The 19144-nt window shown below is 44.2% G+C and carries 21 protein-coding genes; 13 read left to right on the top strand and 8 right to left on the bottom strand.

Annotation, left to right across the window (positions count from 1 at the left end):
- Positions 1 to 292: 292 nt before the first annotated feature.
- Positions 293 to 457, bottom strand: coding sequence for a hypothetical protein (locus ACYQ2E_RS05755; protein ID WP_460017124.1), 165 nt, complete (start codon positions 455 to 457; stop codon positions 293 to 295).
- A gap of 288 nt (positions 458 to 745) precedes the next feature.
- Here ACYQ2E_RS05755 and ACYQ2E_RS05750 point away from each other — a divergent pair, with 288 nt between their 5' ends.
- Complete coding sequence (locus tag ACYQ2E_RS05750; RefSeq protein WP_460017123.1) at positions 746 to 1516, top strand: hypothetical protein; 771 nt, start codon at positions 746 to 748, stop codon at positions 1514 to 1516.
- 93 nt (positions 1517 to 1609) lie between these two features.
- A complete protein-coding gene (locus tag ACYQ2E_RS05745) occupies positions 1610 to 3940 on the top strand; it encodes a TcaA 3rd/4th domain-containing protein (RefSeq protein ID WP_460017122.1) in 2331 nt (776 codons plus the stop codon).
- 36 nt (positions 3941 to 3976) lie between these two features.
- On the opposite strand, the gene recX is transcribed toward ACYQ2E_RS05745, so the two are convergent.
- The 6 genes from recX to ACYQ2E_RS05715 form a co-directional block, all read right to left on the bottom strand.
- Positions 3977 to 4798, bottom strand: coding sequence for a recombination regulator RecX (gene recX, locus ACYQ2E_RS05740; RefSeq protein WP_460017121.1), 822 nt, complete (start codon positions 4796 to 4798; stop codon positions 3977 to 3979).
- A 56-nt stretch (positions 4799 to 4854) separates the two neighbouring features.
- On the bottom strand, positions 4855 to 5604 hold the full coding sequence (locus ACYQ2E_RS05735; RefSeq protein WP_460017120.1) for an ATP-grasp domain-containing protein: 750 nt from the start codon (positions 5602 to 5604) through the stop codon (positions 4855 to 4857).
- A 65-nt stretch (positions 5605 to 5669) separates the two neighbouring features.
- The gene (locus ACYQ2E_RS05730) at positions 5670 to 6461 is read right to left on the bottom strand and encodes a DUF4097 family beta strand repeat-containing protein (protein WP_460017119.1); all 792 of its coding nucleotides are present in this window, start codon (positions 6459 to 6461) and stop codon (positions 5670 to 5672) included.
- Positions 6458 to 7069: a DUF1700 domain-containing protein gene (locus ACYQ2E_RS05725; RefSeq protein ID WP_460017118.1), complete on the bottom strand. Its 612-nt coding sequence runs from the start codon at positions 7067 to 7069 to the stop codon at positions 6458 to 6460. The genes ACYQ2E_RS05730 and ACYQ2E_RS05725 overlap by 4 nt, the downstream gene beginning before the upstream one ends.
- A complete protein-coding gene (locus tag ACYQ2E_RS05720; RefSeq protein WP_460017117.1) occupies positions 7066 to 7380 on the bottom strand; it encodes a PadR family transcriptional regulator in 315 nt (104 codons plus the stop codon). The genes ACYQ2E_RS05725 and ACYQ2E_RS05720 overlap by 4 nt, the downstream gene beginning before the upstream one ends.
- A gap of 12 nt (positions 7381 to 7392) precedes the next feature.
- Entirely contained in the window at positions 7393 to 8232 is an 840-nt protein-coding gene (locus tag ACYQ2E_RS05715) for a DUF368 domain-containing protein (protein WP_460017116.1), read from the bottom strand.
- A 634-nt stretch (positions 8233 to 8866) separates the two neighbouring features.
- Here ACYQ2E_RS05715 and ACYQ2E_RS05710 point away from each other — a divergent pair.
- The 11 genes from ACYQ2E_RS05710 (at position 8867) to purH (ending at position 17611) form a co-directional block, all read left to right on the top strand.
- Positions 8867 to 9160: an N-6 DNA methylase gene (locus ACYQ2E_RS05710; RefSeq protein WP_460017115.1), complete on the top strand. Its 294-nt coding sequence runs from the start codon at positions 8867 to 8869 to the stop codon at positions 9158 to 9160.
- Entirely contained in the window at positions 9144 to 10184 is a 1041-nt protein-coding gene (locus ACYQ2E_RS05705; protein ID WP_460017114.1) for a virulence RhuM family protein, read from the top strand. Before ACYQ2E_RS05710 ends, ACYQ2E_RS05705 begins: the two co-directional genes overlap by 17 nt.
- A 236-nt stretch (positions 10185 to 10420) precedes the next feature.
- Positions 10421 to 10636, top strand: a complete 216-nt coding sequence (gene relB / locus ACYQ2E_RS05700) for a type II toxin-antitoxin system RelB family antitoxin (RefSeq protein WP_460017113.1) — start codon at positions 10421 to 10423, stop codon at positions 10634 to 10636.
- Entirely contained in the window at positions 10626 to 10895 is a 270-nt protein-coding gene (locus ACYQ2E_RS05695) for a type II toxin-antitoxin system RelE family toxin (RefSeq protein ID WP_460017112.1), read from the top strand. The genes relB and ACYQ2E_RS05695 overlap by 11 nt, the downstream gene beginning before the upstream one ends.
- 84 nt (positions 10896 to 10979) lie before the next feature.
- The gene (locus ACYQ2E_RS05690) at positions 10980 to 11210 is read left to right on the top strand and encodes a hypothetical protein (RefSeq protein ID WP_460017111.1); all 231 of its coding nucleotides are present in this window, start codon (positions 10980 to 10982) and stop codon (positions 11208 to 11210) included.
- Positions 11211 to 11325: 115 nt separating this feature from the next.
- Entirely contained in the window at positions 11326 to 11451 is a 126-nt protein-coding gene (locus tag ACYQ2E_RS05685; protein ID WP_460017110.1) for a hypothetical protein, read from the top strand.
- A 190-nt stretch (positions 11452 to 11641) separates the two neighbouring features.
- Positions 11642 to 13504, top strand: coding sequence for an AAA family ATPase (locus ACYQ2E_RS05680; protein ID WP_460017109.1), 1863 nt, complete (start codon positions 11642 to 11644; stop codon positions 13502 to 13504).
- A gap of 4 nt (positions 13505 to 13508) precedes the next feature.
- Positions 13509 to 14243, top strand: coding sequence for a Fic family protein (locus ACYQ2E_RS05675; protein ID WP_460017108.1), 735 nt, complete (start codon positions 13509 to 13511; stop codon positions 14241 to 14243).
- Positions 14244 to 14484: 241 nt separating this feature from the next.
- Positions 14485 to 15516, top strand: coding sequence for a phosphoribosylformylglycinamidine cyclo-ligase (purM, locus tag ACYQ2E_RS05670; protein WP_460017107.1), 1032 nt, complete (start codon positions 14485 to 14487; stop codon positions 15514 to 15516).
- 8 nt (positions 15517 to 15524) lie between these two features.
- Complete coding sequence (gene purN, locus ACYQ2E_RS05665) at positions 15525 to 16076, top strand: phosphoribosylglycinamide formyltransferase (RefSeq protein WP_460017194.1); 552 nt, start codon at positions 15525 to 15527, stop codon at positions 16074 to 16076.
- On the top strand, positions 16073 to 17611 hold the full coding sequence (gene purH / locus ACYQ2E_RS05660) for a bifunctional phosphoribosylaminoimidazolecarboxamide formyltransferase/IMP cyclohydrolase (RefSeq protein WP_460017106.1): 1539 nt from the start codon (positions 16073 to 16075) through the stop codon (positions 17609 to 17611). The genes purN and purH overlap by 4 nt, the downstream gene beginning before the upstream one ends.
- A gap of 519 nt (positions 17612 to 18130) precedes the next feature.
- Here the strand turns inward: purH and ACYQ2E_RS05655 are convergent.
- Positions 18131 to 19051, bottom strand: a complete 921-nt coding sequence (locus ACYQ2E_RS05655; protein ID WP_460017105.1) for an Rgg/GadR/MutR family transcriptional regulator — start codon at positions 19049 to 19051, stop codon at positions 18131 to 18133.
- Positions 19052 to 19144: the final 93 nt, after the last annotated feature.

Here is a 19144-nt window from a genome sequence, read left to right as displayed (position 1 = left end):
GCTCAGGCAAGAATGTTTTGACTGTGCAAAGGATGAGCGTTGAGCTTATCTACAAATAAAAAATCTGCTCAATTTTGAGCAGACATAAGTAGTCAAAGCCATATGATTTTGACCGATGAAAAGATAAAAATCCCTCTAAAAACTGTGTTTAGAGAGATTTTTATCTTTTTAGCACTCCATAGAGTGAGACTTATTTAAATTTAGCTTCTTGCCTCTGCTCTGGACAGAGCGAAACGCTGACGTAAGTTTTTCCGGTGACGCACAAAAGCAGCCGTTTCACGAATCTCAAAGCTCATTCATAATCCTCGCGCCATCTTTGTCGTTCTGCACGGCTGACGGGTGCTGAATCATCGGGAATCACTCCGTTAATCTTTTGATTTTCAGCCTCAAGCATCTTATAAAAATCCTCTTGATAGCGCGGTTTTGTCACCACAACATCAAAGGGCACGCCCTGCAAACAGCCTTTTTGACAAATAAAGTCAAAAGACCAGTGCTCGTGAGACCGAGGTCCTTTGCCAGCTGATTAAATTCAGCCTTGAGTGTTTCATCAAGCTTAAAGTTCATCGTTGGAGCAGTCATTTGTCACCTCCTGTATATCTATAAGGTTATTATAGCGTTAAAAATCATTAATATCAGTTAAATTCCTGCGTTTTCTAAAACAGAATCCCCTAATTTTCTGTACTTTGACATAATGGCCAAACTCCTGTAAAATAAAGGAAAAACGGGAAGATAAAGAGAACAGAAAATGGCAGAAAAAAAAGAATGGTTTGAAGATTTCAGACGCATCAACGGCCGTGCGCCGACGCTGGATGAGTATGCGGCGGCGGACAATGCGGGGGAATTTAATCCGGAAGATAATAAAGCAGCGGTCTCACATTTTTCTCGGAAGGGAAAAATTGGACTGGTAATCGGCGGAGTTGCAGCGCTGCTTGTGCTAATCAGCTTTGGCACTTATTTTGTTTTGAAAAATAATAATAATTCGGCCGCAAAAAGTTATGAGACTTCTCAGAGCGCATTTGATGCGCTAAAAGGTACGAGTTGGGAAAATAGTTCGGATGTGCGTTTTGCAAGTGGAGCGGTTTTTAAAATCAGCTGGGATGATGCTGGCGTGATTAGTGTGACAATGCCGAAGGACGAGCATAATTCTGATGTAAACCGGGCTTCTTCTTATACGAATTTTTCATATAGGCAGTTGAGTGAGACCAAAATAGTTATGAGTTATTATCAAAAAAATAAACAGCTTGTCTTGAATTATCCGCTGTTTGTTGATGGTGTCGGCGGGGCGGTAGGCTCTACACAGCCGGTGGGGGATGTTGAATATCAGGTGACTTTCAAACTGGACGCGGACTTGAATAGTATGACATTGACGAATCAGAGGCAGCGGTATTTCATGACAAATACTAATGGTGCTGATTTGGGTGAAAATGTGAGGAAGCTGAAGCTTGACACCTGGTCGCCTTGGCGGACGGTTTTCGATGTCAATAAAGTTTTTTATCGCCTGGAAAAAGTGGTTTAATTTTGTAATTTTTCTAAAAATATATGTTATGATATGTGAAGAAAAAGCTTTAAATTTCCAGCGTCTGTATGAATTTAGGGGTTAGGAGTCAGGATGGAAGCATCGGAATGGATGAAAGCCTTCAAGCAAAAATTCGGGCGTAAACCAGAGTTCGAAGAGTTTTTGAAGGCGAAAAGCAATGGGTTCGAGGATGAGCCTGGTAATACAGGAAACGTTGAAGTCGCTGAGGATACTGCGGTCGAAAAAGCCGCAGAAGTTTCAGAAGCCACAGAAGATACTGAGGTCACTGAAGCCTCAGAAGTTTCAGAAGTCGCCGAAGCTACAGAAGATGCTGTGGTTGCAGAAACTACAGAAGTTGTAGAAGATATAGATGCCTCTGAAGCCATAGAAGCCTCAGAGGTCACTGAAACCAGCGAAGTTGCCGAAGATACAGAAGTCTCAGAAGCTACAGAAGTCGCAGAAGCTACAGAAGTCGCCGAAGCTTCAGAGGATACTGTGGTCGCAGAAGCATCAGAGGTCACTGAAGCCAGCGAAGTTGCTGAAGATACAGGTGTCTCTGAATCCACGGAATCCACGGCATTTTCCGAAGCCGTTCCAGAAGCGGCAGAGCCTGAAGTTTCATCTGAAGAGACGGTCCCGCAGTCAGAAAGTTCAGGGAAAATCGATTTTTTCCCGAGGCCTCTGAAAGAGCGATGGTTGTCCTATTTTGAGGAGGTCAAAGGCCGGAAACCTACTGAAGATGAGCTCACAGCTGCTGAAGGGGCAAATTTTGACATGGGCGAGCTGGAGGCTGAGGCGGCACAAAATACAGAGTATTTACATGCTGAGAAAGTGCTGGATGAGACGGCAGCTGAAGCCTCGGCTGAAGCTTTTAGCGAAAACTCAAGCGAGATTACAGACGAAAGTCCGGAAGATGTCCAGAAAGCTTCTTCTCAAAAGGCAGTACCCGTGCCTCTGGACAAACCTGTTAAAATGTCGAAGGCCCTGAAAGCGGCAGAGTTCGAGGCGCCGAATTCGAGAAAAGGCCTCAAAATTGCGGCGGTGATTGTTTCGTGCCTTGCTTTTGTGGTTATTGTCGGGCTGATTTTTTTCGGCTTTATCCACTTTTCGCGTGACAATCAGCTGGTAAGTCTGAGGAAGGCGCTTGAGTCAGAGAATGCAGACAAAATTGCCAAGGTTGTTCAGGTAGCCGACCCGAAATTTAAAGTCAGCGCAAAGAGTCTCAAGGCTTTTGTAGACTATCTGTCTAAAAATCCGGCTTATGCTTCTGAGCTGTCTTCGGCGGTCGAAAATGATACGGCGAAGAAGTCGAACTCCGATGTTTATGTGGTGAGAGCCGGCAGTCAGCTGCTGCTTTACCCGAAATATGTGCTCAAAATGAATCTGGTCTACCCGGCAATTACTGCCGAGAGAAGCGGAACGACCGTGACTTTTGACGGTAAAAAGCTGGGAAAAACAACAGCGGATAATCAGACTTTGAAGCCTGGTGCTTATGTGCCCGGCAGTTATGAGCTCAAGGGCGCTTTCACCCTGAATGAGCAGACGCTCAGCAGTTCTCGAGAGATTGATTTGACGCGCTTTAGCCACGACGCTTTCACGCAGAATCTCGCGCTGGAATTCAAAATCACCGCGCCCACTGTTCGCTGCAGCACTTTCCCGGATGCAGACGTCTGGATTGATAATAAAAAAGTCGGACAGCTCACGGACGGCCTCCTTTACCTGCCCGAGATGGCTTATACAAGCGGCATGAAAATCTATCTGAAAAAGAGTTTTCCTTCAAAGACGCTTGAGAGCAACCGCATTGAGCTGGTGGAAGGTTATCCTGATATTACGTTGGACTTTGAAGCGGCCTTCCCTGGCAATGTCTCCGACTACAAAACAGTCATCAACAACTTCCTCTACCAGTACTACAAGACCGAGGCGGGACTCACGCAGAACCCCAAACTCATCAATTTCCTCGAAAAAGGCGCTTCCACGCCGGATTACAGCGACTATATCACGAATCATTTCGCCAAAATCAAGGCGCAGAATGATACTTATAATCATGCAAATACTAATGAGATTAAAGCACAGAAACTGTACAAATTTGACGGTTATTACTACAAATACAATCAGGACGCAGATATTTCGCTGGTCGACATCACAGACAGCGAGCTGGTCTTCAACGTGAATTTCTCCGAAGTCCAGTACTGGAACATGTATTCGTCAGCAACCCCAAATGGCGGCAAGGACGGGGACGGTTATCAGCTCTTCCACTGGACAGAGCGCCAGATTATCATCAATTCGAGTCAGGCCGAAAACCTGCTGAACAGCTCAGCGAATTACGACCCAAACACAGGCTACATCAAGATTCGCAGCTTCGGCAATGCCGCCGGGGATTCCGCTGTCAACAACCCGAACATTAACTGGAATTCTCTCAATTAATTATGCGAAAAGCCGGATATTTATTTATCCAGCTTTTTAAAAATCATAATCTTTTAAGGTGTCGGAAATGTCAGACCAATCAAACCCCTTGCGCGCAAGCGCCTGAGACACCCTTCGCTTCAAGTCATAGCTCTCATAGCGTTTCGACAACCGTGCATAAGCCTTCTCTGCCTCTGCAGAGAGCAGCTCCTGCTCGTTCTCCTCATCTGCCTCTAGCTCAAGATTTTCCAGTGCGTTTGCGGCAGTTTCGTAGGAGAAACCTTTTGCGACGAGCGACTGTGAGATTTTCAGCTTAAGCTGCTTCAGCGGCAGACGGGCAGCTTTGGCTCTGACCTGTTTTTCTGCCAGTTTTTCGGCAGCTTTCAGCTGTTTGTCCATATCAAAGAGCTGCTCGAGCTTCTCAGCAACTAAATTTGCGTCAATGCCTTTCTGCAGCAGTTTTTGTTTTAGCTTGTAAGGCCCATTTTGCCCGCCGGAAATACGAATGTCCAGATAATTTTCGACAAACTTGGCATCATTGACTAGACCGATTTGCTCAAGCTCTGTCAGGATTCTGGGAATATTGTTCTCCGGGATTTCGTGCTCAGCCAGGTACTTTGCGACTTCGCTGCGGGTGCGCATTTTGAAGGAAATGTAGTAAATCGCCAGATTTTTTCCGCGCGAATAGTCCGCAAATTTGATAATCTCCTGAGCCAGCGCCGAATCAACGTCCAGTCCCTTTGACAGCATGAACTTGACAATCGTGTCCTCAGTGACATAAATCTTCTCGAGCAGCTCACCATCATCATCTTCGATATCTTCATCAAATCGAACCAGATAGAGCCGCTTGAGTTTTTTGAGTTCTATGATTTTCGCCATACTTTATTATACGAAAAAAATCGGAAATTGTTTCACTACAATGTAAAAGAGTCTGTCTAACAATCCTGTGTTTCCATAATTTTGACTGCCTTGCGATAGATTTCTTTCGCGATTTGATAATTTTCATCAGATTGTTCAGAAAAATACTCCATCATCACGCCGGAATTGACTTCCAGGACTTTCAGACCTTCGCTGGCGCATTCGGCGATGTCGACTGAGGCAAAGCAGATGTTCAGTGCAGCGGCTGTTTTAAGAGCGAGGTCAGCTAGTTTTTCGTCAGGCTCAATAATAGTCGCTTGCGCGCCGAGCCCTAGGTTGTGTTTCCAGCCTGACTGGATTTTTTTGCGGTAGCAGATTTGGACTTCGCCGTTGAGCACGATGAGGCGGTATTCATTTTCAAAAGAATAATAGGGAGAAACTGCCAGAAAATCGGACTTGGAGAGGATTTTCCCGGCTTCGCTGAAGACTTCTTCGATGCTTGAGGCTCGGACGACATCTTCGCCGCCTGTCGAGTTGTTCGGCTTGAGCACGAGGTCGCCGTTGGCTGAGCGGATTTGGGCTAGACGCGCCTTGTCCATTTCCATGAAGAAGTAGTGGGGAATGGCTGCGATTTCGGCATCTTTCAGACACTCGTAGGTGGCCGATTTGTCATCGCAAAGGCGGCTTGCAGCGGCATTGTTGACGGCAAACTGGTAGCCGCTGACGAATTTCTCGCCGACACGCAAAATCCAGCCATCCGCGAATGACTGGTAGTTCAGGTTTTCTTCAGCTGAAATTTCCTGAAGAATTTTTTCGATTTGTCTCATACCTTATTATAACGTATTCGTTTTCAAAAACTCAGCTTTTTTGTCTGGAAATTTTGGACAGTGTGTCAATCTTCGATTGTTGTGCCTGAAGCTTCCATGTTGATGTACAAGAAACCGGGGATACCAAGCGTGTCGGCGAGTAAGTAGGGCAAATCTATATGCTTCCCGTTGATTTTCAGATAGGACGCCTCGCCTTCGGCTGCCAATTTTGGAAGCTGGCTGTTCCGAACGGCCAGGGAACTGGCTTCCATCTTGATATTCCCGCCCTTTTCCAGCTTCAGACCGTTAAAATTGAGCTGTGAAGCCTCGACATCCTTAAAATTGATAGAATTTACGGACAAATTGTTTGAAGATAAATTTGAAGCAGCCAATTTTCCTGACAGCTCTAACAGCTCCAGGTCATCTACATCGACATTGCTTGCGTCAAGCGAAAGACGAAGTTCTCTGAGCTGCTTTTTGTCCGGCACAGTGATGACGAGGCTCTCATCATTTTTGAAACCAAAAGAGAAAAGCTGTATGCCGATATCGCTTGTCGTTGAAATAATCGCTGCATCCCCTTCTTTTGGACGGGTGACAGTGAGCTCACGACCGATGAGCTGACTCTTGACAGAGAACTCTTTACCGACTTTAATCGAGATTTGGAGGGCGTTCGTATCAATAAAGAGTTTTTTAATGTCTGAACTTAACATTCTTGTCTGAGTCGTGCTTTCATTTTTGACGACCTGAAATCTTCCGTCTTCAAAGCCGATAGAATTTTTAAACCCTCCCATGGCAAAGCCGCCAATGAGCAGAATGGCACCGACAACTGCGAGAACCGCGCCAGTCAGCACTAAATTTCTAGTCCTGAAAAATTTCATGATAAACTTCCTTTCATTCTTGAGCTTTTAGGTCTGACAAGTTTTCTGCCCAGCCACTTGACAAATCGCATGAAAAGGCTGAAAAGCAAGCGGGTAAAGCGCAGAAGAAACGGCGCCAGAATTAGGCCGATGCCAAGCGCTGCCAGGCCGCAGCCCATCGAAACAAAGGAAGTTGCAGGATTTTCCAGCAGCACGAAAGAACCAACAACCGCTGACGCAAGACCAGCCGCAATCAGCGCGAACACGACCACATAAGCGCTGAAAACAATCGCCAGAAAGGCAAGCAGCAAGCAGAAGATTACCGCCGCAGCGCCAATTGCCAGCGGCAGCAGAATCGGCGAGGCAAACAAGCCCAGAACAACCATCCAGACCAGCTGCAAACGATGCTTCGGCTTGGTCTCGCGCAGTCTAGCATCATCCTGATTCAGCAAATAATTCATCCGCAGAAACTGCGCAAACTTCTTCGGCTGGCCGTACTTTGTATAAGCGTCAGCATCCGTCATCCCTGCATCGTAGAAATACTCTTCATAATATTCCAGCAAATCATTGACATCTTCAGCCGGAATCCCTGCAAGATGCTTTCTGACATCATTCAAATAATTATTCATAAATTGCTCCCTCCCAAACATTCGTCAATAACACTCTTGAAAATCTCCCAGTCCGCAGAAATCTTCTGCAGCTGCAGTTTCCCGACTTCAGTAATCCGGTAATAACGGCGCATCCGCCCCTCAAACGGCTCATCATGCGTCTCCAAATCGCCATCCTTCTTAAGACGCCTCAACACCGGATAAAGCGTCGACTCACTAATCGGGAAATTTCTCTGAACCGTCTGCGTCAAAGCGTAGCCGTACATATCCTCCCGGCTGACCAGCATAAGCACCACGCCATCCAGCAAAGCTGTCGGAATTTGTATTTCCATATTTATACCTCCCTATTTATATTTTTTCTCTAACATCGTCATCCAAAAGCCCAGAATCAGCCCCAACATAAAGAAGACGAGGGACAATAGGCCAGTACCAAGAGTAAAACCTGCATAAGAAATAGACTCGGCAGACTTGCTCGGCACCAAGATGAGCACCGTACTTGACAGAACAAGTCCGATAATAAAATGGTAAACCCGAGAATGATAACGCAACAGCAACCGCTCCATCAACTTCGAGAAAGCCAGAAGTGCAATCACACCGCCAATCACAATCGGCAGGAAAACCCCCAGCAAATCACGATTCTGGAAACCATTGAGCATCGGCGTAAACAAACCCAGAATAATCAGCAAATTAGACGGCGACAGTCCAGGCACCAGGACACCAAGCGCAATCAGCACACCGGCCAACACGAAGCCAGCGAAATTGGCAGGAATCGTCAGACCGATGGCCGGCAGCATATAGAGAACCACTAGTGAAACCAGGAAAGTACCAACAAGCCAGAAAGCATCCGTCTTGTCGCGCCTTGATTTTTCAGTGGACTCCCTGAAAAGCGCCGGCAATGAGCCCAAAATCGCCCCCGCGAAACCCCAGAGCACAATCACCTGAAAATGCGTCAGCAAATAATCCAGCGGCCGTGACAGCAATACCAGGCCGAGGATACCGCCGATTCCGACCGGCAGAAAATACAGAAAATTACCCTTGAAATCCCGCCGAATATGCGCTAGAAAACTCAGCAGCCGCTCGTAAATCCCCATGATGGCTGCCAGCACACCGCCGGAGACACCCGGCAGAATGAAGCCCAGGGCAATAATCATGCCTTTGATGACTCTAAATATCCAATTGAACATAAAACCTCTTTTGTTTTTGATTGTAATATAATACTATATTAAATATAATATAATGTCAAGTATAAAGTTTGAACAAAATGAGAGAATGGGAAGAGCGAGCTGTTTTCAGCCATGTACCAAAAGCGCTTGCCCCCGCAGATGATTTTTCATTACCCAAAAAATGAGCTTCAACTTTCTTCCCAAGGAACCAGCAATGACAGCCAGAGCGATGGGGGAGAAAGGATATTTTCTCTTTTTGAAATAGAAACTGAAACAAATCCGAATAAAAAACGTATTATATAGTAAGAGGCGTTTTACAAGAGAAAATCAGGCAGAAATCATTATTTATCAGCCGCAGGGCGATGCTGAGCGAATTCTTATTTACTTTTGAAAAGTAAATAATCTGAATGCGAGTTCACTAAGGATATTCCGGGACTATCTGAATATACAGAGCGAAAAAAGCATATGAAGAAAATCTCGTCGTGGATTGAAACATGGGACAGGCTTGGTAGTGATGTGCTATTAATCTTGTTGGCTCAGAATATATTTACTTGTGTTAAAATATGAATATAACAGGTTTAGCAGACAATACCGCGGCTACTGCAGCATTTCTAGGGTTTTCTATCGCGGGGGCAGAGTAAGAATTCGCAAGTCCTTGGTAGAAGCTGTGATTCAGCTGTCAGCAAATCTTTTCTTCGGTGCCGGCATTGCGAGCTGTATCCTGATACCTGCGAAAAACAAGCCTGATACAGACACATTCTTCCTTGACGCCAGCCGGGAGTTTAGGAAAGAAGCCGACAATAACGGGCTTTTAGACGTGAGTATTGACAATATCCTCTCCCGTTTTGATAAAAAAGAAGAAAGTGACTGTTTTGAGAAATCGGTCAAAAGTTTATGGATAGCGCTTTTCAAAGAAAGGAATTGGAGTGAAAATGAAAAAGAAAGATAAAAATGAAATTTCGATTATTCGTTCTTCTGTTGCAGAGTATTTAACATACATAGGAGCAACTGGGGATGACGGGGTAGAAGTTGTTTTTGCGGACGAGAATGTTTGGCTGACACAGAAAATGATGGGAGTTTTATATGATGTTGAATCGCATACTATTAATTATCATTTAAAAAAAATATTTTCAGATACTGAGTTGGACGAAAATTCAGTTACTCGAAAATTTCGAATAACTGCAAAGGACGGTAAAAACTACAATACTAAGCACTATAATCTCAAGGCGATTATTGCAGTTGGCTACAAAGTTAATTCAGAAAAAGCAGTCCAGTTCCGGAAATGGGCAACGGACGTCGTTGAAGAATTTACGATAAAAGCCTACGTAATGGATGATGAACGACTAAAAAATGATGGTAGTATTTTGACGAAGAGGTATTTTGAAGAGCAGCTTGAACGGGTTCGTGAAATTCGTCTGTCAGAGCGCAAGTTCTATCAAAAAATCACAGATATTTATCAGACTTCGGTTGACTATGATAAGACAGCTCAAGCCACACAACGTTTTTTTGCGACTGTTCAGAACAAATTACATTGGGCTATTACTGGGAACACTGCTGCTGAGATTGTTTATGACCGTGCAGACAGTGAGAAAGACTACATGGGGCTGACCACCTGGGAAGATGCGCCAAATGGAAAAATTCAAAAGTTTGATGTGTCTATAGCGAAAAACTATTTGACAGAAAAAGAGAGTTTTCAACTCAATCGTCTGGTTTCAGCCTACCTAGATTTGGCAGAAGCTCAAGCTGAACGCCACATCCCTATGACAATGGCCGACTGGGAAACCAGACTTAATCGTTTTATCGAAGCAGCTGACCGGGAAATCCTGCAAGATGCGGGAAAAGTTACTGCTGAGATTGCCAAGGCGAAAGCAGAATCTGAATTTGAAAAGTATCGTATGATACAGGACAGATTATTTGCCAGTGACTTTGATTTGTTTTTGGCAGAGCGGGGTGGTGATGGAGAAGATTGCTGATGGGGAGCTGGATGAGAGCTCGGTTGTGTCTATTATTTCAAAATCCTAGGAATTTGATTCCCCTAGGATTTTTTGAAGGAAACTCTATTCGTTTTGACAATGAGAAATTAGCGGCGGAAATTCGGAGCGTTACGTGAAGAACTGAGATTTCAGAAAAAGGACTAAGGCCGAAAACTTGACGTCAACCTACAAATGTAGTAAAATAAACCTACATAAGTAGTCGGGAGGAAGCTAAAATGACTGTAACATCTGTAAGACTAAACGATGCAGAATATAAAGTAATGAAACAATTCGCCGATTTACACGGGAAATCACTGTCGACGATGCTCAAAGAAGCCCTTGAAGCGCAAATTGAGGATGATTTTGACTTGCAGCTGGCGGAGCGCTCTTTGAGAGAGGATGACGGAACAAGACTCTCTATTTCAGAAATGCGAGAAAAATATGGCTTATAAGTTCAAGTTCAACAACACGGCAGAAAAGCAGTTCTTGAAGCTGGACAAGCCTGTAAAAATGCTGATTCTTGATTACTTAGAAAAGAATATTGACGGGACGGAGCAGCCCCGTCTTTTCGGTAAGGCGCTGCAGGGGGATAAGCGCGGACTTTGGCGTTATCGTGTGGGCAAATATCGTCTGATTGTTCAAATTCTTGATGATGAATTGCTTATTTTGGGGATTGCGGTTGGCAAGCGCGGGGATATTTATCAGCGATAGTACAAATATGATTGAAGGTTGGCAGCCGGAAGTCAGCGATGTTCTTCGTCTCCGTGAAGAAGCAATAGCTTTAGGGATTGTGTAATGGCTCGAAAGAAATATGATTCATATCAGTACAACGATCCTGATAACATTTATACCTATCCGAACTCAAGCGTCCTAATTAACAAAATTGATGAGAAAGACCCTCAAAAAGCACGCATTTTCGAATATCAGAATGTGGCTTCACAAGCTTTGAGAGTGATTTCTAGGCCTATTTTGGTAGAAAATTGGGAACTCTGTCATCTGGCAGGTTTTTTGAGCACAAGCAATTAAACAATCACAAATCGTAGGTGAGTTCATAAGAGATAGACTATTTCTTAAAAAAGTTATATAATTTAAAGCATGAGCAAATACCATTCGGATTATCCGATTTCTGAAAATAGCAGTGATGAATTCAATCGCAGTATTTTTGCATTTTCAAAAAGTTTCCAGGAGGAAGTCACAAAATGAGTTGGAGAAAGCACTAGGCGCGGAACTAGGCGAGATTTATGTCAAGGCTGATGAAGGCAGTTGAAGCAGATGATTGAAAAGTTGCCTGACGCGATGAAAATGCAGAGGGCTTCCAGGTGCTGAATGAGGTGAATCTTAGGGAGAATCCTTATACGAATATGGCATATGTGATTAAGGGGATTTTAGGAGAGTAATCCGAAATACTATTGAGGAAATAGCCAAAGAAGTTAAAAAAATGTTGGGAAAAGTGTAATATGAGATGTAAACTGGAAACTCTATTTAAACGGTTAAAGTCGTTAAATGGTGCAAACTATGATGAATCGGAACAGGTGGGAATCAATAACCAGCTTAATGGGCTTAAAAATTCGGATTTAAAAAACTATTCGGTCCAATATAAAGTGCTGATTGATAAGCTAATGCCGCTAAATGTGCCCTATCTAAACGATGATAGTAGGGCTAATAGTAGTATGCAAGAAGCTTTTGAGAGAGGGGTTAGAAGTCAATTGAGCTCTTTGTCCACTTCAATTAATACCCTGATTCAATTAGAACCGATAGCCAAAGCTAGTGAAGGTAATATTGTATTAGTTGGAGCAAATGGATCTGGGAAATCTAGTTTTGCCGAATACTTGACAAAAAAAGGATTGTTTGACAGTATCGTGGCAATTCCTGCGCAGAAAGTATTATTTTTTGGAAACAATTACGCTTCAAATAGTTCTACGCCTGAAACAATTCAACAAAAACAGACTAGGATTGAGTTGAAAAACCAAGAGATAAGAGCTAATGTCCCAGAGGGACTGAGCACTTTATTATTGGACTTAATCGTGGCAATGATAAATGAGGAAACTCAAAAATCTGTTGAGTATAAAGAAAAAGCCATACCAGGTAACACTCAAAAGGTTCCATACACTAGTTTTGATAGTTTTAAAGAAATATTCCAGCAGGTGTTTACTGGAATTACTTTCCATATGGAAACATCTTCGAGAGTATTAACACCGATACGTGATAAACATGAGTATACTCTTAATGGGATGTCAGATGGAGAAAAAGTAGCAATTTATTTCATATTGTATGTTCTATTTGCCAAGAAAAATTCTTATATAATTGTTGATGAACCTGAGACATTCTTGAATCCGAATATTTCAGATAAACTCTGGGACTTACTTGAGCAAAAACGAAGTGATTGCCAGTTCATTTATGTTACTCACAATGTAGAGTTTATCAATTCTCGTTCAAATTCTTCTTTATTTTGGTTGAAGTCTTCCAATATGGAGAATGACTCTTGGGACATTGAATTAGTTGAAGATGCGGATCTACCGGCTAATTTGTTAGTTTCATTGCTGGGTAATAAAAAACGTGTGATGTTTTGTGAGGGAGAAGATAATAAATCACTTGATTATCAACTGTATGAAATTCTTTTTGGTAAAGAGTACACAGTTTATCCTGTGGGAGGCTGTGAGAGTGTCCGGCATTGCACAAAGACATATAATGCGAATAAACAGAAGCTGTTCCAAAATGCGGCTATCGGCATCATAGATTATGACTTACGAAGTGATGATGAAATTCAAAGACTTAAAGATGAACAAGTTTTTGTCATTGAGTCAATTAACGAAGTTGAGATGGCATTTTTTCTGCCCGAAATTTTAGATGAAACGATTAAAAGTGCGTTTCCTGATGATGATGGAAGTCTTATTCAAAATTTTAGACAAGGACTTATTGACTGTGTGAGGAAAAACCAAAAAAGAATAATTACTCAGGCTGTGAAGAAGAGGCTGGAAGAGAAACTTTCGAAAGAAAAACTTCAGGGAGAAAGTTTAGCGGACTTGAAAGAAAACTTTCTAAGTTTATTTACAGAAAAAAGGTTTGAATCGATTTCTAGAGAGATTACTCAAAAGTTTAAGCCCCAAGAGAACGATGATTTGAAAGAATATAAATTCTGTTTGACTATCTGCAGTTTGAAAGGAGAGATTTCTGGAGCTCTAAGCAATGAAGTCTTTGATGATGGCACAACTAAAATAAATTATATCCGAAAGGCTGTTGGAACTCTAAAAAAGAATAAAGACTTGGCAAAAGATATTAGACAGAATTATTTTCCTGGTATTATTTATAGTGAGGAATGATGATATGAAGACTAACAAAATCCAAAAAGCCCTCCAAACCGAGCGAAAAAACGCTCTAAAAGGCGGTCTATACCACAAAACGCAAATCAGCCTAAGTTACAATTCTAACCGAATTGAAGGCAGCAAGCTAACAGAAGAGCAGACCCGCTATGTCTTTGAAACGCAGACAGTAGGTTTTGGCGCGGACGGGCTGCCGGTTGACGACATCATTGAGACGAGCAACCATTTCCGTGCTTTCGACTATTTGCTGGATACGATTGATGAGCCGCTGAGTTCCACAATGATCAAGCAACTTCACAAAATTCTCAAGGACGGTACGAGTGATAGCCATAAAGCATATTTCAATGTTGGCAATTGGAAGAAAATTCCCAATGAGGTTGGCGATATTCAGACGAGCCGTCCTGAAAATGTCGAAGCGGACATTCAAAAGCTTCTGACGGATTATCGTTCGCTTTCCACGAAAACATTTGACGATTTGCTGGCGTTTCATGTCAATTTTGAGACAATTCATCCTTTTCAGGATGGAAACGGTCGTGTTGGTCGCCTGATTCTATTCCGTGAATGTTTAAAAAACAACATTGTGCCTTTTGTGATTGAAAATGATAAAAAGCTCTTCTATTACAGAGGTTTGAGCGAGTTCAATACGCAAAAAGGCTACCTGCGAGACACTTGCCTTGCTGCTCAAGATACCTACAAAGAATGGGTGAAATACTTTTATCCAGAGATTCTACTTTCTTGAGAAACACCCTCTAAAACTGACAGATGATGACAGCACTCACTATACACTGGCAGTAATAAGAGAGCTCTGTGCTCTCTGACGCAAAGTTTCTGACAAGATTCCCACTCAAACCGTTTCATAAACAGCCCCAGCATAAACCCGAACATTCCCCGCAAAAAACTCCAGTTTCACCCACTGGAGCTTTTATATTTCCAAACATTCAGTTAAGATAAAGCTATAGAAAAATACTTGGAGATAACAAATGCCCAAAAACGCATACACAAAATCCGGCGTTGACGTCGAAGCTGGCTATGAGGTCGTGAGCCGTATCAAAAAGCATGTCGCAAAAACCGAACGTTTAGGTGTTTTGGGCGCGCTGGGCGGTTTCGGCGGCGCTTTTGACTTGGCGGCGGTCATGAAAGCGAACAAAATCGAGGAACCTGTCTTGATTTCCGGGACGGACGGCGTGGGAACGAAGCTGATGCTGGCGATTGAGGCGGATAAGCACGATACGATCGGAATCGACTGCGTGGCCATGTGTGTCAATGACATCGTCGCGGCGGGCGCGGAGCCGTTGTATTTCCTGGACTATATCGCCACGGGGAAAAACGTGCCGGAGAAGCTGGAGCAGGTTGTGGCGGGCGTTGCTGAGGGTTGCGTTCAGTCGGCGGCTGCGCTGATTGGCGGTGAAACGGCCGAGATGCCCGATATGTACGGCGCTGAGGACTATGACCTGGCGGGCTTTGCGGTCGGTATGGCTGAAAAATCACACCTGATTGACGGCGAAAAAAATGTTAAGGCCGGTGATATCTTGCTGGGCCTTGCTTCATCTGGTATCCACTCGAACGGTTATTCGCTGGTACGCAAAATTTTCAAAGACTTCGACAAAAGTGAAATCCTGCCGGAGCTGGACAGGCCATTGATTGACGAGCTATTGACTCCGACGAAAATTTACGTGCAAGAATTGCTTCCGCTCATAAAATCGGACAAAATCAACGGCATTGCCCATATTACAGGCGGAGGTTTTCATGAAAATCTGCCCCGAATGTTCGGAAAAAATCTGGCGGCCGAAATCCGCGAGGGCAGCTGGCCGGTGCTCCCGATTTTCCAGGCGCTGGAAAAATACGGTAAAATCCCGCACAGCGAAATGTACGAAATCTTCAACATGGGCCTCGGCATGGTGCTGGCGGTCTCGCCCGAAAACGCAGCAGCCGTGAAAGCCGAGCTCGGCGCCTTTGAAATCGGCCGGATAATTCCGAAAACAGCGGAAGACAAGGCGGTCGTCATTCAATGAAAAATCCAATGAAAATTGCCGTTTTCGCGTCGGGAAATGGCTCAAATTTTCAAGTACTTGCAGAAAAGTTTCCAGTCGAAGTTTCACTTGTCTTTTCAGACCATCGTGACGCCTATGTCCTGAAACGTGCCGAAAAGACGAACATTCCAGCAGTCTCATTTGAACTCCGAGAGTTTCCGGACAAAACTGCCTATGAAGTCCAGCTGGTAAAGCTATTGCGAGACCACGAAATTGATTTAGTCGTTTTAGCCGGCTACATGAAAATCATCGGACAGACGATGCTTGACAGCTATGAAGGCCGCATCGTCAACATCCACCCCTCCTATCTGCCCGATTTCGCAGGCTCGCCGCACGCCATTGAAGAAAGCTGGCAGGCAAAGAAGGGGCTCGGCGTTACCGTGCACTTTGTGGACAAAGGCGTGGACACTGGCCAAATCATTGCTCAGACTGAAGTCCCTTATTTGGACAATTTAACGGATTATGAACAATCCGTTCACAATGCAGAATATCAGCTTTATCCAAAAGTAATCGAAAAATTAATTAAGGAAAAGAAAAAATGACGAAACGTGCACTCATCAGTGTTTCAGACAAAACAGGCATCGTAGAACTTGCCCAGAAACTTAGAGAACTGGGCTGGGAAATCATCTCAACCGGCGGGACAAAGACTGCGCTTGATGCCGCAGGCATTGACACTATCGCGATTGATGATGTCACAGGCTTTCCGGAGATGATGGACGGACGGGTCAAGACGCTGCACCCGCTGATTCACGGGGCGCTGCTCGGCCGGCGTGACCTTGACACGCACATGACGGCAATGCAGGAGCATCATATCCAGCCGATTGAGCTTGTGGTGGTGAATCTCTATCCTTTCAGGGAAACGCTGCTGGCAGGCGGTTCTCAGGAGGAGATGATTGAAAAGATTGACATCGGCGGTCCTTCGATGTTGCGTTCTGCCGCGAAGAATCACCAGTTCGTGACGGTTGTGGTTGACCCGAGTGACTATGCTCTGGTCTTGTCCGAGTTGCTGGCAAGCGGTGAAACCGCATTGTCCACCCGACAGAAGCTCGCAGCCAAGGTTTTCCGCCACACGGCCGCTTATGACGCCTTGATTGCCCAGTATCTGACGGCGCAGTTTGGCGGCGGGACGCCTGAGAAGCTTACGCTGACCTATGAGCTCAAGCAGCCCATGCGCTACGGCGAGAATCCCCAGCAGAATGCTGATTTCTATGAATCTGCACTTCCGACGCACTACTCGATTGCACAGGCTGTCCAATTGCACGGCAAGGAGCTGTCCTACAACAATGTGCGGGACGCCGACGCTGCCATCACGATTGCCCGTGACTTTGACGCGCCGACGGTCGTTGCGCTCAAGCACATGAACCCTTGCGGCATCGGCCAGGCAGAGACGATTGGACAAGCCTGGGATTACGCCTATGAGGCCGACCCCGTCTCTATTTTCGGCGGTATTATCGTGCTGAATCGTGAAGTCGATGCGACAACTGCCGGGAAAATGAGCAAAATCTTCCTCGAAATCATCATCGCGCCGAGCTATTCGGCCGAAGCCCTGGAAATCCTGTCCAAAAAGAAGAACATCCGGCTTTTGACCGTTGATTTCAGCCGGAAAGCAGACTCTGAGACTGAGCCGCTCTACGCAGGCGTACTCGGTGGTCTACTCGTGCAGAATCAGGACGTGATTAAAGAAGACCCGGCAAACTGGCAGCTCGTTACGGGCGAAAAGCCGACCGCTCAAGAAGAAAAAGCCCTCGAATTCGCCTGGAAATCCGTGAAATTCGTCAAATCAAACGGCATCATCATCACGAACGACCACCAGACCCTAGGCGTCGGCCCAGGCCAGACCAACCGCGTCGGCTCAGTGAAAATCGCGCTGGAGGCGGCCAAGGACCGCTTAGACGGTGCAGCGCTTGCGTCCGATGCCTTTTTCCCTTTTGCGGATAACATTGACGAAATCGCCGCAGCCGACGTGAAATTCATCATCCAGCCCGGCGGCTCCGTGCGTGACCAGGAGGTGATTGAGGCCTGCGAGAAATACGGGATTACTATGGTGTTTACCGGGGTTCGGCATTTCAGACATTGAGTACAAATTTCTAAAACTGTCCACGCGGGCAGTTTTTTGATACTATACTAAATTGTGCTGGACAGAAAGGAAGGAGTCATGGTCTTTTCAGATTCGGTCAATTATTGCTCCACATTCAGGACTCGGATGTCGAAATTCAAAGGTTCCGTGGTGGGGAGAGTATAACAAGGTTAATATAATGATAAAAGAATGCAAGAAGAATTCATTTTAAGGGCAGCTCTAACAAACAGCTTTTCGTGACTTTTGAGATATCTACGCGCAAACGCGATGCTGTCCATTCGCTCTAAGCGACTAAAGTCGCAAGGCGAAATGGCAAATTTACGAAAGTCAAGGAAGTCCGACGACGGCTTACAGGTGTAAGTCTAGGAGGTCTGACGCAGGATTTCGTAAGCAGGCTGTTGCGACTTCAGCCGCTTACAGGTCGCTTTCCCCACCACTGTGGGGGAAATTTAGCCAAAATCACGAAATCTGTGTTTGTTAGAGCTGCCCTTAAGGTTGAATTTCTTTTTTCATATTGGATTATGTTTGCTCTTGTTTAGATACGTCAAGCTTGTCCAAAGCTTCAATCTCACGCTGAATCAAATTTGCCGTATTTGGACAATCACAAAAAAGGAGAGCATCTCTGCATTTGTTCATTTCATTGAAAGCAGAACTTTTTTTTATCTTCCCAGTCAGATAGCCTAGCTTAACTTTGTTATATTTTAGGGTCAGATTTTCGTACATGTTGTAATCACTACTTCTAAAATTTGTCAGAAATTCCACTAACTCTTCAGCTAAAGGGTAATACTTTTGTAAGATACAAGTGTCAATGGCAGTTAGGCAGGTCTGAATAAAAGCGCGTTTAACACTAGGAATATTGAGATTTTTCCCTGTAAATTTAGTTAATCTATCAATAATTTTCAAAAAACTGCCAAACTCAAAAAAGTTGAGACAGTGATCAAAAAGTAAAAGATCATACAGCCTCCAGCTCTTAAGTCTAAGAAGGTAATCTTTGATCAGTTCCTTATCTTCTTGAGGAACTTGAAAAGAAGGATTGATAACTTCCATAATAGCTTCCACTTTTCCTTTATCCAACTTGTACTTTAGGATATCTGGCGCATGTTTAATCTGATTTTTTATTTCTTCAAGAATTGTCTCAAGTTTTCCAAAATCCTGTGAAAAGTAGGCATTAGAAATTGCAGCGTCGTCATAAAGTAAAATGTCGCTCTTCCCCAAATAGGTATTATATTCATCCTGAAACTCAAGTAAGGTCACGTTAATATTCGAAAGTAAGCGGAAAACTTTATCTGCTCCAGGCATAACTTTGCCGTTTTCAAAACTTGAAAGCTCTGTAGCAGACATTACCCCTTTTGCAGCCTCAGTCTGGGTAAGTTTTCTAGATTTACGCAACAGATTGAATACAGCGCCAATATTTTGGTCAATTTTCTTATTTTTGTTCATGTCAAACTCTCAATTCTAAGATATATTTAAAGTGAATATTATTATTGAAAAGCCCTAAACCCCTTGAACTGTATAATTTTCAGCCTATAAATC

The organism is Lactovum odontotermitis (genome assembly GCF_054658595.1).
Note: the sequence above shows the minus strand (reverse complement) of the source record. Positions and strands in the feature narration are given on the sequence as shown.